We start from the raw sequence: 16,222 nt of genomic DNA, 5'->3' as shown, positions 1-16,222 counted from the left end.
ATGAGATTTACGCTATTAATTGGATTTGTTTTGCTTGTTAGCATTGCAAACGCACAGTCTTCATTTATGCCTAAAAGCCTGGGGCCGTCTGTTAATTCTGATTATCATGAAATTAACCCGGTAATTTCTTCCGATGGAAAAGCATTATACTTTGTTCGTGTAAACCATCCGGAGAATAAGTTTGGAAGTGATGACAGCGAGGATATATGGTATGCGTCTAGGGTAAGTGATAGCATCTGGAGCACGCCATCAAGAATTCATGAGTTGAATATTGGAAGGTATAATTCTGTTTTGTCTGTTTCAGCAGATGGCAATACGCTTCTTTTAAACGGAATATATAATAAGAAAGGAAATATCTGGAAGAAGCGCGGTTTATCTGTTTCACGCAAAAACGGAGAAAGCTGGTCTTCACCGGAGAAGCTTAAAGTGAGTAAACTTTCTAAGAAGAACAGAGGGATGAGAAGCAGCGCTTCAATGTCAGGCGATGGTAAGTTTATTTTGTTAAGCTATTCAAAAGCTTTTAATGGCAATAAGAACAACCTTTACTATACACGTCTGAAGACGAGTGGCAGATGGAGCAGACCCCATAAACTCAAGGGTGTTAACAGTGGCGCCAATGAAGAAGCACCTTTCCTTTCTGTAGATGGCAAAACACTTTTCTTTTCCAGCGACAGGGCAAAGAAAGGTAATTATAACATTTATAGGGCTACCCGTACTGGAAACGAGATGAAGAAATGGTCGAAACCTGTTGTACTGAGTGATACCATTAACTCACCGGGATGGGAATCTTATTTTAAAACGAACAACACCGGTAGCTGGGGATATTTTTCATCTACTGCTAAAAGCGGAACCAATGCCGATCTGTTTCAAATCAAATTGTTTGAGGAAAACCCAGTTGTGGTTATAGAAGGAACAATTAGAAATTCAAAAACAGATGCAGCGTTAGTAGGGCATGATGCTTCTATAACAGTCAACGGAAGTAAACCAGATTCTTTGGTTATTGATAACGAGTCAGGTACCTACAAAATACAACTCCGACTTGGTCAGGTATATGAGCTAAAGGCAGTAGTTGATAACTATACATCATCAGCAACGGTTATTGATGTTTCTAAAGTGAAAGAGTTCTCCAAGCAGAACGCTGACCTAAGGATTACACCACTCCCTTATGTGTTGGTGAAGGGTAAATTGCTTGTACAGGATACAGGCAAGCCTCTTGACAGCCAATTTAATCCAAAGATTACGATTAATAATACCGTAGTAGATTCATTAAAAACCGATATTCAACAGGGTACTTATGAAGTTAAATTAAATCATGGTACTTCTTATCAGTTTAAATTGCAAGCTGCAAAGCATGAGTCGGTTGCAAAGACAGTAGATTTATCTTCTGTAAATGAGTATAAAGAAATCAACGCAGACTTATTTGTTCTGGAAGAAAAGATGGCGATTATTTCTGGTGTAGTTATCAATTCCAAAACAAAGAGTAAAATAGAAAACCTGAAGAACGCAAAAATTGTGGTTGAAGGATTTGAAGCTGCAGTACCTGAAATTGATACCCTTACGGGGATTTATGAGCTTCGTCTTCCTTTTAAAGGAAGTTATGTAGTGAGCGTAGTAGCACCAGGATTCTATCCTGTCTTCGAAACCATTGACCTGGCCTCTGCGTCAGGAAATTTAAAGATTTCAAAAGACCTGGCTGTTATTCCCGTTGAAGTAGGGCAGTCAATCAAGATTAAGAACATCTTCTTCGACGCAGGAAAATCAGTATTGAAGAAGGAGTCATATGCAGAACTTGAAAGGGTAGCAGACTTCCTGGACAACAACAAACTGATAAAAATTGAAATAGCTGGGCATACTGATAATGTTGGAAATGCAACTTCGAACCAGAAGCTGTCGCAAGGCAGGGCACAGGCTGTGGCCGATTTTATCGTAAGTAAAGGAATTGACAAGAGCCGTGTGTCTGCAAAAGGATATGGCTCTAACAAACCTGTAGCTTCTAACAAAACAGCGGCGGGTAAAGCAGAAAACAGAAGGGTGGAGTTTACTATCCTCGATAACTAATCGTATTTAGCTTAATTTAAAAAGCTTTTAAATAGTGCCTGCGAACAGCCATGCTATTTAAAAGCTTTTGTTTTTTCACAGCTTCCATATAGCTTGAAGGAAAGCGCTCCGCTATCCGCGAATAGTATATTCCTAATTCTTTCCGCTTTAACCCTTATTCAGACAATATTCCCACCTTGTTGGCAGGATAACCGCAGGATATCCCCAGGATATCCCGTAGATATCCCGAGGATAACCGCTACTTTTCAAAAAGATGAATTGAAAAACACGGGTTAAAAACACCTAAAAAAGGTAGAAATATTTTTCACTAGGCAGACTGGTTGCCTGGTGCTATTCTATTTTTGAGCTAGGGGAAAACAGGCCTCTGCCCAGGATAAGGCAATATTATAATTGTAGGGGCATTATAAATATGTTAAACTTATAGCTCAAAAGAAGTAAATGAGTACTCAGGTAGTAATCGTACTGGTCTTAACGTTTGTAATTAACCTTATAAGTACCCTTTCGTATGCAGTGCGAATTGTAGGCGTGCGCACCGGACGGGTAGCCATCTCATTTGCGTTGTTTAACATTCTTGTCCTTATATCAAGAACCGCCAACGGGTTTCAGGCACCTCTGCTTGCCAAGACGGTAGAGAATGATATAAAGAATGGTGTATCGCACAATGAAGAGCTCTTTCGGCTTATTATCTTATCCTGTTCTGTAGGAACCATCATTGGGGCTTTACTGGTGCCTACCTTTCAACGTGTTTTATCCAAAGCAGTAATGAATTTTAGTCAACATAGATCAATCCCGAAGTTGATACTTCACGGACTATCCAAAGGCGGAATCATTTATTTCAGAGAAAATCTTACGATGCCAAATAAGGAGAATATCACCGGTATAAAGCTCGATCGTGATTTTCCCTGGAAGATATTTATTCTAAATGTAGTGGCCGTAGGCATTCTTACCATAGGGGTTTTATCAGCTGTATATGCCTCCTATTCAAATCCTGATTACCGAACAACAGCCAGCAACCTGTCAGCATTCATCAATGGGTTTGCCACCATCATCCTGTTTACCTTTATTGATCCATATCTGTCCTCAATGACGGATGATGTTATTCTGGGTACATGTTCTCAGGATACTTTCAAAAAACACATTGTTTATACAATGATTGCACGGCTGCTTGGTACGCTGCTGGCCCAGATACTCTTTCTTCCGGCTTCAAAAATATTAGCCTGGACAGCCACGTGGATATAGGTGAATTTTAAATTATTGATTAGCAAGTATAATGAATACAAAAATATTGATGACCTTAAGTGCTGTGGTAATGGGAGTAGCAGGAATTGTTCTTTCATTTTTGCCACAAGAGCTACTTGGGTATTTTAATAAAACAACACCTGTTCAAACAGAAGTGCTCACTGTACAAATACTAGGAGCTTTGTATTTTGCTTTTGCTATGGTGAACTGGACAGCAAAGGCAAATTTAATTGGAGGGATTTACGGAAGGCCTATTGCTATCGGTAACCTTGCTCATTTTACTATAGGTAGTCTCGCTTTACTCAAAGGCTATACCTCAATCAATAATAGCTATTTTCTTATCCCGACAATTGCTTACATTGTTTTTGCAGTATGCTTTGCTGTTGTGTTTTTTAGACATCCCTTAAAGGAAAATGAAGCCTAGTGTATGGAGCCTCTTCTTACAGGTAAAAAATATGACAAGATTGCCCATTGGTGGAGTAGCACACATATTCATTCAGAATATGGTCTTGCACAGGTGAAGAGGGCCATTCGCTATTGCAAAAATCACGGTACTGCCTTAGACGTGGGCTGTGGCAGCGGAGGAAGAATTACTACCGAGTTGCTGAAAGAGGGATTTAAGATAACAGGGATTGATGTTTCGGAAAGCATGATCAGCATCGCGAAAGCAAACCATCCCGATGTTGATTTTGTTGTAGGAGACATTTGTACCTGGCAGTCCGAAAAGAAGTATGATCTGATTGTTGCTTGGGACAGCCTCTTTCATTTACCCTTTAAGATGCACGTTCCTGTTCTCACAAAGCTATGCAATATGCTCGAACGAGGAGGTATTCTCATCCATACCTTTGGAGATGATTATGGAGAGCATGAGAGCGATTGGCACAACGACAAGTTTTATTACAGTACTATAGGAATAGAAGGCAACCAGAAGGTGATCATTGATAATGATTGCCTGTGTAGGCACCTTGAACTTGATCAATATCCGTTAAGTCATGTTTACATGATTGCTCAACGTAAATAGCAAAATAGTAAGGTAAGCTGTGAGCTGAACTAAGTGTTGCAACGCATGGTATATACATAATAGCTGCCTGAATTACCTTTCAATAATTTTACCTTGCCATTTAATAATTGACTGATGTCAATAGTCGAAAGTAGTTTGATAAACAACAACGGTTCCCACATCTTAATTACCCATACAGTGAGAAACTGTAATTAATATTAGTAAGCCACCAATAACGTTATCAAACTTATGAAGAAACTTATGATTTCATGGCAGGGACTTGCATTCATGGCAATCCTGTCCGTTTTATTTGCCTGTAATGAAAAGGTAAATCCTGATGATGCAATTAAACTGGAAGAGGGTAGTGACTACACGAAGGATAATGTGGGGAAGTTTAAGGCAGCTGGTCGTGTAGCTGTTAATGAAACAGTTACCCTGAAAGGTCCAAATGGATTGTATGTAAGCAGTGAAAACGGAACAGAGCCTATGCGTTGTAGCAGACCAGTAGCTGATGAATGGGAGAAATTCACGATTGTTGACGCAGGTAATGGGAAAGTAGCCCTTAGGAGTATGGGTAAATATGTTTCATCAGAGAACGGAACACAGCCCATTACGTGTAATCGCACAACCATAGGAGACTGGGAGAAATTCACGTTAGTGAACAATGCTGATAATACCGTTTCATTCAGAGGTAATAACAACAGGTACATTTCGTCAGAGAATGGAACTACCGCCATGACATGTAACAGAACCGTTGCAGACGCGTGGGAGAAATTTTCAACCAGTACAACTACTACACAACCTCCGGTAGATGGAACATGGCGCCGTGCTAACCTTACCAACTTTGAGTCTTACCCTGATCCTAATAGTGAAGAGTGTATTAAGTACAACGGATGTACTTGGGCAGGCCAGTTCGCGTTTGTGTCAGGTAAGCAACCAGAGAGCTGGGTAATGGCAAACAACATTGCAGCAGTGCATTCAAGAGATGCCGGAGCGTATCGGTTGAAGACTCTACGTCTAAGACAGGGAACACGGCAAATCGATGTAAAAGTATATGACATGTGTGCTGACTCAGACTGCGGCGGATGCTGTACACAAAATGCAGATGCCGGGGGCATTGGTTTCCTTATTGATATTGAAAAATACACCATGCAACGTTTTGGTTCAGGCTCTGGTGTTGTTGAATGGATGTGCCTTGATTGCCAATAGGTAATTCTTTAGAAAGATGTTTTAATAAGACCGATGCAATCCGCATCGGTTTTTTTGTATCAGCATGGTTTTGAAACAATTAATTGCCGACCTTAGCTATCATCAAAACAAAGACCCTTACCATGATTATCACTGCAACCATTAAAAATAGTTATCGCGAGAACAACATAACTGTCTCTACAGATAATAATGAAAAAAAGATAACAATACCCGGAAAGACAGAAGGCTACGGTTCTTCTGTGAATGGCGGTGAGCTATTGTTCTTGTCACTCGCCACGTGCTTTTGCAATGATATTTACCGTGAGGCTGCAAAGAGAAAAATGATTATTGACTCAGTAGAAGTTTTTGTGTCGGGCAATTTTGGTAAAGAGGGAGAGCCAGGTTCTAATATTGTATATGAAACTAAAGTAAAATCATCAGGTAACTCGCAGCAGGAGATAGATGATCTTATCCATTATGTGGATACCATTGCAGAAATACATAATACATTAAGAAAGGGAGTAAGTGTAACAATAAAAAATCAGAAATGATGCGTTTTGTTTTTTCTCTTAATGATATTGAAAGTTAATTTGCTTATTGAAGAATTATTGTCATGATGTATTTACCGCTTTTAGCGTCGCACTCCCTGGTTCGCTGGCTGGTGTTAGTAAGTTTGCTTATTGCTGTTATTAATGCTTATAGAGGATGGTTATCCAATCGCAGATATTTGAAGTTTGATGATACAATCAGAATAACAGCGGTAACTATTGCACATATCCAGGTTGGAATAGGAGTGTGGTTGTACCTGGTGAGTCCTGTAGTAGACTACTTCCTGCATAACTTTAGTCACGCAGTGCACGAGCGCCATATCCGGTTTTTTGGAATGGAACATATTACCATGATGGTCATAGCCATTATAATTGTTACAATAGGCTCTTCTAAAACCAAACGCAGGCAAACGGATAAGGAGAAGTTTAAGACCATGGCCATCTGGTTTACCATTGCTTTGGTGATCATATTTCTTTCTATCCCATGGGCATTCTCGCCGTTTACGAGTAGGCCGCTGATTAGGTTGTTCTAGCATTAACCCTCGCGCTCTCGTTTTATCTTTACTTTTGCCTGTGGCCCAACCTGTATAGGAACCTTTTCAAGTTCAAGGTTGGCAGCTTCTATACCGTATAATTCTTCTGTTGAAAGGCTATATTTTTTTAGTGCCCTGTAACCTTGTATAATAAGACGATCGAAATTAGAAATCTCACTGTCTGAAGAAGCCCACGAATGGAGTATGATAAATTTAAAATCGGCCATCATACTGTACTTATGTAGTGAGGGATAGGGACTTGTAAGATCTATTTCTCCTGAGTCGGCCATCTCGTGTAAAACCTTATTATATATGAGGTTAACACGATGATCTGTTTTGAAACCTAGTTTTATTCTTACAAAGAAACACCTCTTCGGGATAATAGTATCAACTACATATTTACTGGTGAACGGACTATCAACTGTATCAACATGCAGGAACCAATAAACATCGGCTCGTTTTGGCCTTTTCTTAAAGATCGAGTAAATGATATTTGAATCTATATAACGCTTGGTATCTGCCATTGCAAGAAATACAAGGTTCGTTGCTTCTTTAGGTACCGTTGTATCGGCTTGCAGATCCTGAATCATTCCTACGTAATGCTTCAAATCAACAAATTCTGTATGGCGATCGCGTAGCTTCCGTGCGTGTACAAGAATGTACATCATTACAAAGAACAGGAAAGCGATGGTGAAGGTGAACCACCCACCATGAGGAAATTTATTAAGGTTCGAAATGAGAAACGCGCCTTCAATGGAAAAAAATACAATTGCGAGTGTGAGCGCCCGGAATGTAGACTTTCTTGATATCGAGAAATAATACATCAGCAAAGATGTAGTCATGAGCATATCAAAGGTGATGGCGAGACCATAAGCTCCCTCCATGCGTGGTGAAGATTTAAAGATGAGTACAACACCAATGCATCCCAGCATGAGGATCCAGTTAATGGCTGGAATATAGATTTGTCCTTTTACCTGGCTTGGATAGCGAACACGACTAGCAGGCCATAGCTTGAGTTTCATGGCTTCATTCACCAACGTAAATGTTCCGGATATCAAAGCCTGGCTGGCAATTATTGTGGCCAGCGTTGCCAGTAAAACACTGAAAATAAGAAATGCTTCTGTTTGCGGAAGTATTTCGAAGAATGGAATGGCATTACCTAACACTTTTGATTCATGTTCAAGCAACCACGCACCCTGGCCGAAATAGCTTAAAAGAAGCGCTACTTTTACAAAACCCCAGCTTATTCTTACGTTACCTTTCCCTACGTGGCCGAGATCTGAATACATTGCTTCAGCACCCGTAGTACAAAGAAACACTGAACCGAGAATCCAGAAACCACCCGGATATTTTACAAGAAGATCGAAAGCATAAACAGGATTTATCGCCTTTAATATCTCAGGCTTATGAACAAGGTGGGCAAGTCCTGTTACGGCGAGAAAACCGAACCACAACAGCATAATGGGGCCAAAGGTGCGGCCTACTACACCACTTCCAAATTGCTGGAAAACAAACAGCAGCACAAGAATAATAATGACGATTGTTATAATCGTATTGGTGGTAATTGTAGGGTAAAGAACTTTAAGTCCTTCTATAGCCGAAGTAACACTCATCGCAGGTGTGATGAACCCATCCGAAATGAGGGTAGCACAGCCAATGATCGCCGGATAGATAACCCAGGAAGTTTTGTATCTCCTCACCAACGCATACAAAGCGAAGATTCCACCCTCGCCTTTGTTGTCAGCACTTAATGCAAGGTAGACGTACTTTACAGTTGTGATGAGGGTTAAAGTCCAGAAGACACAGGAAAGACCTCCATAGATCAATTCTTTGGTAATGACCTGCGTTCCGACAATAAAGCGGAAAGTATAAATTGGAGATGTCCCAATGTCCCCGTAAATTATTCCCAGGGATATTAAAACACCTGCAGCTGAAAGTGGTGTTAGATGCTTATTATAACTATTTGCCTCATTCATTTTACTGGACTCCGTCTTTGGGTCGCGCTATAATCAATCTGTTACTCTTGTCATATGAGAAGTAGCTTAACAGCCAATTCATAAAAACAAAGAATTTATTTTTAAATCCAATTATTGAGATGAGGTGTACAAACATCCAGACCAACCAGGCAAAGAAGCCCTGAAACTTGAGTGTTTTAAGGTCGACTACAGCTTTATTTCGACCAATGGTAGCCATTGCTCCTTTATTCTTGTAGCGGAATGCTTTTAAAGACTGATTATTCATTAGCCTTTTAATGTTTTTGGCGACCAGTTTACCTTGCTGCATTGCAGGAGGTGCCATCATCGGATGTCCGTTTGGATAGAGGGGATCGCCTTCCATCAGGGCCACGTCACCAATAGCAAAGATGTTGTTATAACCTTTTACACGATTAAATTCGTCTACCTTTATACGTGATGCTTTTCCCAGGCTCTCGGCGTTTAACCCATCAACAGGGTTTCCTTTAACACCCGCTGCCCAGATTAAAGTTTTACTGATGAGTTTCTCGCCTGTATTAAAAACAACCTGATGGCCGTCGTAAGACTTCACGGCGCAGTTGAGATGAACTTTAACGCCCATCTCCTGCAGGTATTCAAGTGACTTCCTTCCGGCAATGTCTGACATTCCATTGAGCAAACGGGGTGTTGCTTCAATCAGATGAATGTCCATGTGGCCGAGCTCTAACTCAGGATAGTCTTTAGGAAATACATATTTTTTTAATTCAGCAACAGCACCTGCCAGCTCTACACCTGTTGGTCCCCCTCCAACAATTACTACATCGAGGTAACTGTTCATTAACTCCTTATCTTCAATCAATAGTGCTGTTTCAACGTTTCTGATAATGATGTTTCTAAGTTTTATGGAGTCAATGATGGTTTTCATGGGATAGCCATGCTGCTCAACATCTTTAAGTCCATAAAAATTAGTTTCTGCTCCGGTAGCTAACACCAGGTAATCATATTTTATAGTACCTATAGAGGTAGCTATGCAATTTTTCTCAGCGTCAATGGACTGGACTTCCGCCAACCTGAAATGAAAATTGGTATTTCCTGAAAAGTGCTTTCTAAATGGGAAGACGATCGAGCTTGTTTCCAGCCCTGAAGTGGCAACCTGATAAAGAAGCGGCTGAAAAGTATGGTGATTGTACTTATCGAAAAGTACGATTTGAGTTTGAGTTTTTTGTAGTCCTTTAACTACTTCTAATCCTCCAAAACCTCCTCCAATAACGATAACCCGAGGTTTGCCCAGATCAGCAATACGCGTGGTAATTAAGTTGGGCATTCAGTATACTAAATACTTAGTTGTTAAACGGTGGCAAATTTAAATGCGTTTAATCAATCGCAAAATGATTTCATTAGAATGTTGATTTTGAGGCTCTAACAGAAACGAAATGCACTTAAGCGACGGTTACTTATTATTTTAGATGACTTAACCGTTCGTTATCTTAAAATCCCGTATTTTTGCCTTTCATAACCCCAAATTCAAATAGGATATGCTTAAAAAGCTTGTTTTAACGCTTTCAGTAGCTGGAATGATTGTAAGCTGCGATACTAAGGAAAAAGAACAATTACGTACCGAGGTAGACTCCCTAAGACAACAACTTGAAACTAGCCAGAGAATGGCTGAAACGCTAACAGAAGTAGGCACATTGATGGATTCCATTGATGCCAGCCGTCAGCTACTTCGTGTTAATATGGTAGAAGGTACAACCTACGGCGACTATTCTGCCCGTATGAAAGACCTTAACTCTTATGTGAAAGAAACACAAGGAAAGATTGCTGAATTAGAGAAATCGTTAAAGGATTCAAAAGCAAACAGCAGTGTATTCTCTAAAACTATCAAGAAACTAAAAGCTGATCTTGAAACACGTACGCAGGAGATTGCTATGCTGCAAGAGCAAGTTGAGAAATACAGAAGCGAGAATGAAAACCTAATCAATACAGTTGGTTTGCAGGAAGCAGAGATAGCAGACAAGCAGGCACAGATTGATGCAAAGGCGCAAGAGCTTGCGCTTATTGAAGCACGCGTACAAGAGTTAATGATTCAATCTAAAGTAAGCGAAGCAGATGCTTATTACACACGGGCTCAGGCTGTAGAAGAAGCGGCTAACCGGACAAAACTTGCCCCTAGAAAGAAGAAGGAAACATTTAAAGAGGCGGTTGAGTTGTATAAGAAAGCTCTTTCTTTAGGGAAGAATGAAGCGCAGGCTAAAATTGATGAGCTTGAGAAGCGTCTTTGATATTCTCAGATTTTGATGATATTTATAGGGCTGTTTATTAGCAGCCCTTTTTATTTTGCTATATGTTAATTAGTATTCTTTTTACATTATTTCTTGTTATACTCAATGCTTTCTTTGTTGCGGCAGAATTTGCGATAGTAAAGGTGCGATCTTCGCAGCTGGATCTGAAAGCAAAAGAAGGTCATCGGATGGCCAGCCTTGCGAAGAACATAGTAAATAACCTTGATGCTTATCTTTCTGCTACACAATTAGGAATAACTATAGCAAGTCTTGGATTAGGATGGGTAGGGGAGTCTGTTGTTGCTGATATTTTGATAGGAACCTTGCATTTCTTTGGGGTTGAGCTTGATGTCGAAACTGCACATAAAATAGCAGTGCCTTCTGCTTTTGTTCTTATCACTATACTTCACATTGTTTTCGGAGAACTTGCCCCAAAATCTTTTGCAATACAAAGACCTGAAAGTACAACGCTTTGGTTGGCAGCTCCTCTGAATATTTTCTATTGGTTGTTCAAACCTTTTATATTTATTCTTAATGGATTTTCCAACTTTATACTTCGGTTAATAGGTATTACTCCTCTAAAGGAAGCAGAGGTTCACTCACCTGAAGAGCTGAGGATGATGGTAGAGCAGGGAAAGAAAAGCGGTGTTATTGAAGCGAGAAAGTATGAGATCATCAGAAATGCGTTTGATTTTGCAGAACGTTCTGCAAGGCAGGCAATGGTGCCACGTACGCATGTATTTGGTATTAACAAGTCGTTGCCGATAGCTCAAAGTATAGATAAGATTCTGGAGAATGGGTACTCCCGTATACCGGTATATGAAGGTACCATTGACCATATTGTTGGTATTATCTTTACCAAAGATCTTCTTCCTAAACTGATAAACGGTTCGGAGATGAAGATAGAGGATATTATGCGCCCCGCGCACTATATCGCTTCCAACAAGAAGCTTATCGATATAATGAAGGATTTTCAGAAGCAGCACATTCAATTTGCAATAGTGGTTGATGAGTTTGGTGGTACGGAAGGTGTAATTACCATGGAAGATATACTAGAAGAGCTAGTGGGTGAGATACAGGATGAGTATGATTCAGAAACACCTTTAATAGAGCGGGTAGATGATAAGAAATTCCGCGTTCAGGGATCTGTTACACTGGTGGCATTAAATGAGGAGCTTCCACGACCCCTGCCTGAAAATGATATTTATGTTACACTTGCAGGAATGTTAATCGACATTGTAGGTCGGATACCGAACGTGGGTGAGACGATAAACTTTGATGATTACACATTTACGGTAGTAAAAAGAATAAAGAACCAGATAATACTTGTTGATGTAATAGACAGGTATGTTGCTGAACCTGTAGATTAAGTTTTACTAAGATTTCTTTACTCATTGAAAGTGGTTGTGAGCAATAGCATCTGGAATGATATTGACCTACAACCACTTTTTGTATTTAAAGTATCCTACCATGGAGGCTGCTATTACTGCCATTACTCCCCATACAGCAAAGTACCCGTATTTCCATTTAAGCTCAGGAAAATACTCGAAGTTCATACCGTAAACACCTACAATAAACGTTAGGGGTATGAAGATGGTGGATATGATGGTGAGTATGCGAATAACTTCGTTTAGTTTTTGATTTTGCATGTTAATATGCAGATCGGTAAGTGTGGCAGCAAGGTCTCTATACGTATCCAGGAGATCAATCATATGAATAACATGATCGTTGATGTCGGAGAAGAAGCGGATGTTTTCGTCACGGATGAAATCACTTTCGTTTTTAATAATCCGGCTAATGGCTTCCCGCAATGGATAGAGTGCTTTATGAAGGTAGATTAATTCTCGTTTGATGAGTTGAACTTTTGTAAATGTATTTTGAGAAGCTTCCTGCTGAATATCATCTTCTATATCATCAATCTGTTCGCCGATATTGTCCAGAACGTTGTAGTAGCTCTCTACAATAATTTCCATCAGCCTGTACAACAAATAGTCAGCCTGCTTTTTTCTTACCCTTCCCTGGTCAAGTCTTATTCTTTCGCGAAAAGTATCAAACAAGTCACCTTCCTTTTCCTGGAACGTGAGGAGGTAGTTTTTTCCTAATACAAAGCTTATCTGTTCATAGTCTACGTCAGGTCCGTTGATCTTGTATAACATTTTCATGGTAACGAAGAGATGATCATCATACTCTTCGGACTTGGGACGCTGATTATTCAAGACATCTTCAACAAGCAGTGAGTGAAGTTTAAAGTGGGATTGAAGCTTGTCAATTATCTTAGTGTCGGTAAGACCGTCGAGGTTAATCCAGTTTATACAATCTTCCTGTATATTGTTACTTAGCTCTTCTACTGAAAATTTTTCAACTTTGTTATACTTTTCCTTATTGTAGGTAATGAGTTCCAGTATTACCTTATCTTTTGGCACTTCATCTACGTGAGCGAGGTGCAAATGCTTTGCAGTCATAGTACTTTATCAGCCGTGGGTGTTTCTCTTAAATAAACTATGCGATGAGGATAAGCAATTTCAATACCCTCTATATCGAACCGGTGTTTAATGGATTTAAGCAAATCACACTTCATATTGAAACCACTTGATGGGTTTTTGGCCCACACATAGGCACGTAATTGTTGTGCCGAGTCAGCAAATGATATAAGCAGTACTTCTACTTGTGGTTTATCATTGCTCCTTTCTTCTGCGGTTCTGTTGTCAATACATTCAGGATGTTTCAGTGCCTCGTCTCTCATAATCTCTACGGCATGGTCAACATTGCTTTCGTAGGTGATTCCAATTTCAATAAACATCCGCACTTTTTCTTCCGTAAGCGTTGAGTTAATGATGGTCTCATTATTCATTACGCTATTGGGGATAACAATTCTTCTGTTTTCAAAATCCTTAATAATTGTATGTCTTAAAGTAATGTCTTCAACATCACCCTGGTAGAGCTGGCCTATTCTAACCCGATCTCCTACACTAAAAGGTTTGAACATTACAATAAAAATTCCGCTTACGATATTAGAAAACGCAGACTGAGAAGCAAAGCCTACGATAGCGGCAATAACACCAGCACCGGCAAAAAGTGCTGTTCCATAATTTTTTAGTTGAGGGATGGAATCGAAGATAACAATGAAGGCAATGATATAGACTATAAACTCAACAGCGTTTTTCAGAAAGTTGAACTGTGTCTGGTCGACAATTTTTAGTTTACGGGAGGCTCCATTAACACCTTCACCTATAATGTATCGTAGAACACGACCTACAATCACTGCAATGATGAGGACAATAATCGCGAAAATGACATAATCCCAGTTATTGCCAAGTAACTTCATGGTTCTAAAATAATAAAGGTATAGTAGGAGTCAACACGAAATGAAAATGGGCAATAAGTAACAGGAATTTAATGAATATATAAGCCTTAACTGAGCAAAAAATTATAGTGGATTAAAAAACGTTGTGTATTATTGCGCTGCATGCCGTTACGTTTAGAAGACATAAAAGCACCAATAGCGAAAGAAATGGAGGAATTCGAGCCTAAGTTCAGGGCTTCCATGAAAACCAAGGTTTTGCTGCTGGATAAGATTATGAGCTATATCGTAAAGCGCAAGGGAAAGCAGATGAGACCGATGTTTGTCTTTTTGAGTGCGGGTGCATGTGGTGGAATTAATGAATCTACCTTTCGAGGGGCCTCGCTTATTGAGTTACTACATACAGCGACACTCGTTCACGATGATGTGGTTGACGAGGCCAATTACAGACGAGGTTTTTTTTCAGTAAACGCCCTTTGGAAGAACAAAATAGCTGTGCTGGTCGGGGACTTCCTTTTGTCTCGCGGGCTTATCTTATCAGTTGAAAATAAAGATTTTAATTTACTTACCATTGTAACTCATGCTGTTCGTGAGATGAGCGAGGGAGAATTGTTGCAAATGGAGAAATCGCGCAGGCTGGATATTACTGAAGATGTTTATTACGATATCATCAGGCAGAAGACGGCATCACTGATAGCTTCGTGCTGTGCTGTAGGAGCAAGCTCGGCAGGTTCAAGTGATGAGGTTATTGAGAAGATGCGACAATTTGGTGAGAAGATAGGGATGGCTTTCCAGATCAAAGACGATCTTTTCGATTATGGTGAAATGGAAATTGGAAAACCTGTTGGCATAGATATCAAAGAAAAGAAAATGACGCTTCCGCTGATATATGCGCTCTCCAAATCGAACTGGTTTGAAAAACGCAGGATCATCAGCATTGTCAAAAACGAAAGCAATAAGCCTAAAAAAGTAAAAGAGGTTATCACTTATGTGAAGAAGTCGGGCGGGATTGAATATGCCGTTCAGAAAATGATAAGCTACCACCAGGATGCGATAGCTATATTAAGAACACTTCCCGAGTCTCCCTATCGTAACTCTCTTGAGCAGTTAGTGCAGTTTACTATAGACAGGACTAATTAAGTTAGTGCAGCGTAGTTTAACCGTTCTCGTCACCCAATTATAGTACAATACTTTATAGAAGTAACTCCTCTAAGAACCGGAACTGGATTAGTCTACCTATAACTTATCTTCTATAGGTTGGATAATGGTAGCCAAAAGGCCATCGGAATTTGAAGGAAAATGCGCAGGTGGATTATAAAAAAAGAAAACCGCTCTGGGGGACAGAAACGGCTTTTCTTAACCTAAATCTATGAGAAATTCTAGTGTATGCTTTCTTAACTTAAAATTACTTTACTTCTACCTGCTTCTAACACAGCGTAATCTTTCCAGGATTGGAAGTCAGAAGGCTCAAGCGCTTTAAAAGCAGGACCTGAATTTTCGGGAGCGAAGTTGCCAGCGCTTTCCCACCATCTCTTTGCCATTTCTTTTGCTGACTTGCGATCTATATTTTCAAACAGGTTGATACATGAATCTGAGATCATCCATGGCTTTTCAATGTTGCTGTACTTTTCAAATATCAGTGTACGCATCTGTGTTCCACTTTGCTGATTTTTAAAGTGAGAAACAGAATATGATATAGTTTCAGGTTCAGTCATGATCATATCCCAGTATTTCTTCGAGGCTACTACCTGTGCTGTTGTAAGCAGGTATCCGAAACCACTTTCTATCTGCTCTTTGGTAATCGGGCAACGCGCTTTCAATTCTGGTTTCTTTTTTCCGAGTAGTTTTTCTAAGAAGGCCATATTTTATTCTTTAAAGGTTCGGTCATTGATCCACACAACAATAGATACTCCATAAAGGGTGAATAGTTGCATGTAAGACTAAAAAATTATGAAAAGGTTACAGAAAATGCTGTAACTAAGGCATTTAAATTAAGAAATATTGGGGAAAGACCCAAGTTAAAGGTCTATAAAGAAAGTCGGAAGTGTGCAATTTCGTGAAAGAATATGGTAAACGTGTGGTTATTAAGATCTAGGGGGCCGAGTCAGCACGGTGTAGATA

15 protein-coding genes are annotated in these 16,222 nt (G+C 39.8%); 10 read left to right on the top strand and 5 right to left on the bottom strand.

Annotation, left to right across the window (positions count from 1 at the left end; all coding sequences use genetic code 11):
- The 7 genes from KK060_RS04315 to KK060_RS04285 all read left to right on the top strand — a co-directional run bounded on the left by KK060_RS04315 (position 1) and on the right by KK060_RS04285 (position 6,566).
- Positions 1-2,058, top strand: coding sequence for an OmpA family protein (locus KK060_RS04315; RefSeq protein ID WP_254152461.1), 2,058 nt, complete (start codon positions 1-3; stop codon positions 2,056-2,058).
- A 438-nt stretch (positions 2,059-2,496) separates the two neighbouring features.
- Positions 2,497-3,297 (top strand): lipid II flippase Amj family protein, encoded by an 801-nt coding sequence (locus KK060_RS04310; protein ID WP_254152460.1) that lies wholly within the window; start codon positions 2,497-2,499, stop codon positions 3,295-3,297.
- A 31-nt stretch (positions 3,298-3,328) separates the two neighbouring features.
- Entirely contained in the window at positions 3,329-3,721 is a 393-nt protein-coding gene (locus KK060_RS04305; RefSeq protein ID WP_254152459.1) for a hypothetical protein, read from the top strand.
- A gap of 3 nt (positions 3,722-3,724) precedes the next feature.
- Positions 3,725-4,318, top strand: a complete 594-nt coding sequence (locus tag KK060_RS04300; RefSeq protein WP_254152458.1) for a class I SAM-dependent methyltransferase — start codon at positions 3,725-3,727, stop codon at positions 4,316-4,318.
- Positions 4,319-4,546: 228 nt separating this feature from the next.
- Complete coding sequence (locus tag KK060_RS04295; RefSeq protein WP_254152457.1) at positions 4,547-5,506, top strand: fascin domain-containing protein; 960 nt, start codon at positions 4,547-4,549, stop codon at positions 5,504-5,506.
- Positions 5,507-5,628: 122 nt separating this feature from the next.
- Positions 5,629-6,036, top strand: a complete 408-nt coding sequence (locus KK060_RS04290) for an OsmC family protein (protein ID WP_254152456.1) — start codon at positions 5,629-5,631, stop codon at positions 6,034-6,036.
- Between the two features lie 62 nt (positions 6,037-6,098).
- Positions 6,099-6,566 (top strand): hypothetical protein, encoded by a 468-nt coding sequence (locus tag KK060_RS04285; RefSeq protein ID WP_254152455.1) that lies wholly within the window; start codon positions 6,099-6,101, stop codon positions 6,564-6,566.
- A gap of 2 nt (positions 6,567-6,568) precedes the next feature.
- On the opposite strand, the gene KK060_RS04280 is transcribed toward KK060_RS04285, so the two are convergent.
- Together KK060_RS04280 and KK060_RS04275 are read right to left on the bottom strand one after the other, a co-directional pair.
- Positions 6,569-8,542: a KUP/HAK/KT family potassium transporter gene (locus tag KK060_RS04280; RefSeq protein WP_254152454.1), complete on the bottom strand. Its 1,974-nt coding sequence runs from the start codon at positions 8,540-8,542 to the stop codon at positions 6,569-6,571.
- Position 8,543: 1 nt separating this feature from the next.
- On the bottom strand, positions 8,544-9,842 hold the full coding sequence (locus KK060_RS04275; protein ID WP_254152453.1) for an NAD(P)/FAD-dependent oxidoreductase: 1,299 nt from the start codon (positions 9,840-9,842) through the stop codon (positions 8,544-8,546).
- 211 nt (positions 9,843-10,053) lie between these two features.
- Between KK060_RS04275 and KK060_RS04270 the strand changes: the two genes are divergently transcribed.
- Together KK060_RS04270 and KK060_RS04265 are read left to right on the top strand one after the other, a co-directional pair.
- Positions 10,054-10,800 carry a hypothetical protein gene (locus tag KK060_RS04270; RefSeq protein WP_254152452.1) on the top strand — a complete coding sequence of 249 codons (747 nt, stop codon included), beginning with the start codon at positions 10,054-10,056 and terminating at the stop codon, positions 10,798-10,800.
- A gap of 62 nt (positions 10,801-10,862) precedes the next feature.
- Positions 10,863-12,170 (top strand): hemolysin family protein, encoded by a 1,308-nt coding sequence (locus KK060_RS04265; protein WP_254152451.1) that lies wholly within the window; start codon positions 10,863-10,865, stop codon positions 12,168-12,170.
- Between the two features lie 66 nt (positions 12,171-12,236).
- Here KK060_RS04265 and corA read toward each other — a convergent pair whose 3' ends face one another.
- Both corA and KK060_RS04255 read right to left on the bottom strand, forming a co-directional pair.
- Positions 12,237-13,262, bottom strand: coding sequence for a magnesium/cobalt transporter CorA (gene corA, locus KK060_RS04260; RefSeq protein ID WP_254152450.1), 1,026 nt, complete (start codon positions 13,260-13,262; stop codon positions 12,237-12,239).
- Positions 13,259-14,125 (bottom strand): mechanosensitive ion channel family protein, encoded by an 867-nt coding sequence (locus tag KK060_RS04255; RefSeq protein WP_254152449.1) that lies wholly within the window; start codon positions 14,123-14,125, stop codon positions 13,259-13,261. The genes corA and KK060_RS04255 overlap by 4 nt, the downstream gene beginning before the upstream one ends.
- A 141-nt stretch (positions 14,126-14,266) precedes the next feature.
- Between KK060_RS04255 and KK060_RS04250 the strand changes: the two genes are divergently transcribed.
- The gene (locus KK060_RS04250) at positions 14,267-15,241 is read left to right on the top strand and encodes a polyprenyl synthetase family protein (RefSeq protein ID WP_254152448.1); all 975 of its coding nucleotides are present in this window, start codon (positions 14,267-14,269) and stop codon (positions 15,239-15,241) included.
- Between the two features lie 254 nt (positions 15,242-15,495).
- Here KK060_RS04250 and KK060_RS04245 read toward each other — a convergent pair whose 3' ends face one another.
- Entirely contained in the window at positions 15,496-15,963 is a 468-nt protein-coding gene (locus tag KK060_RS04245; RefSeq protein WP_254152447.1) for a hypothetical protein, read from the bottom strand.
- Between the last annotated feature and the right edge of the window lie 259 nt (positions 15,964-16,222).

It is taken from the genome of Chryseosolibacter indicum (genome assembly GCF_018598585.1).
Lineage (GTDB): Bacteria > Bacteroidota > Bacteroidia > Cytophagales > Cyclobacteriaceae > Chryseosolibacter > Chryseosolibacter indicus.
The sequence above is the reverse complement of the archived record's forward strand: the minus strand, read 5'-3'. Positions and strand labels throughout refer to the sequence as shown.

Excerpts from the sequence above, each read along its gene's own strand:
- KK060_RS04315 (WP_254152461.1), top strand. The coding sequence starts at position 1 with ATGAGATTTACGCTATTAATTGGATTTGTTTTGCTTGTTAGCATTGCA.
- KK060_RS04310 (WP_254152460.1), top strand. The coding sequence starts at position 2,497 with ATGAGTACTCAGGTAGTAATCGTACTGGTCTTAACGTTTGTAATTAAC.
- KK060_RS04305 (WP_254152459.1), top strand. The coding sequence starts at position 3,329 with ATGAATACAAAAATATTGATGACCTTAAGTGCTGTGGTAATGGGAGTA.
- KK060_RS04300 (WP_254152458.1), top strand. The coding sequence starts at position 3,725 with ATGGAGCCTCTTCTTACAGGTAAAAAATATGACAAGATTGCCCATTGG.
- KK060_RS04295 (WP_254152457.1), top strand. The coding sequence starts at position 4,547 with ATGAAGAAACTTATGATTTCATGGCAGGGACTTGCATTCATGGCAATC.
- KK060_RS04290 (WP_254152456.1), top strand. The coding sequence starts at position 5,629 with ATGATTATCACTGCAACCATTAAAAATAGTTATCGCGAGAACAACATA.
- KK060_RS04285 (WP_254152455.1), top strand. The coding sequence starts at position 6,099 with ATGATGTATTTACCGCTTTTAGCGTCGCACTCCCTGGTTCGCTGGCTG.
- KK060_RS04280 (WP_254152454.1), bottom strand. The coding sequence starts at position 8,542 with ATGAATGAGGCAAATAGTTATAATAAGCATCTAACACCACTTTCAGCT.
- KK060_RS04275 (WP_254152453.1), bottom strand. The coding sequence starts at position 9,842 with ATGCCCAACTTAATTACCACGCGTATTGCTGATCTGGGCAAACCTCGG.
- KK060_RS04270 (WP_254152452.1), top strand. The coding sequence starts at position 10,054 with ATGCTTAAAAAGCTTGTTTTAACGCTTTCAGTAGCTGGAATGATTGTA.
- KK060_RS04265 (WP_254152451.1), top strand. The coding sequence starts at position 10,863 with ATGTTAATTAGTATTCTTTTTACATTATTTCTTGTTATACTCAATGCT.
- corA (WP_254152450.1), bottom strand. The coding sequence starts at position 13,262 with ATGACTGCAAAGCATTTGCACCTCGCTCACGTAGATGAAGTGCCAAAA.
- KK060_RS04255 (WP_254152449.1), bottom strand. The coding sequence starts at position 14,125 with ATGAAGTTACTTGGCAATAACTGGGATTATGTCATTTTCGCGATTATT.
- KK060_RS04250 (WP_254152448.1), top strand. The coding sequence starts at position 14,267 with ATGCCGTTACGTTTAGAAGACATAAAAGCACCAATAGCGAAAGAAATG.
- KK060_RS04245 (WP_254152447.1), bottom strand. The coding sequence starts at position 15,963 with ATGGCCTTCTTAGAAAAACTACTCGGAAAAAAGAAACCAGAATTGAAA.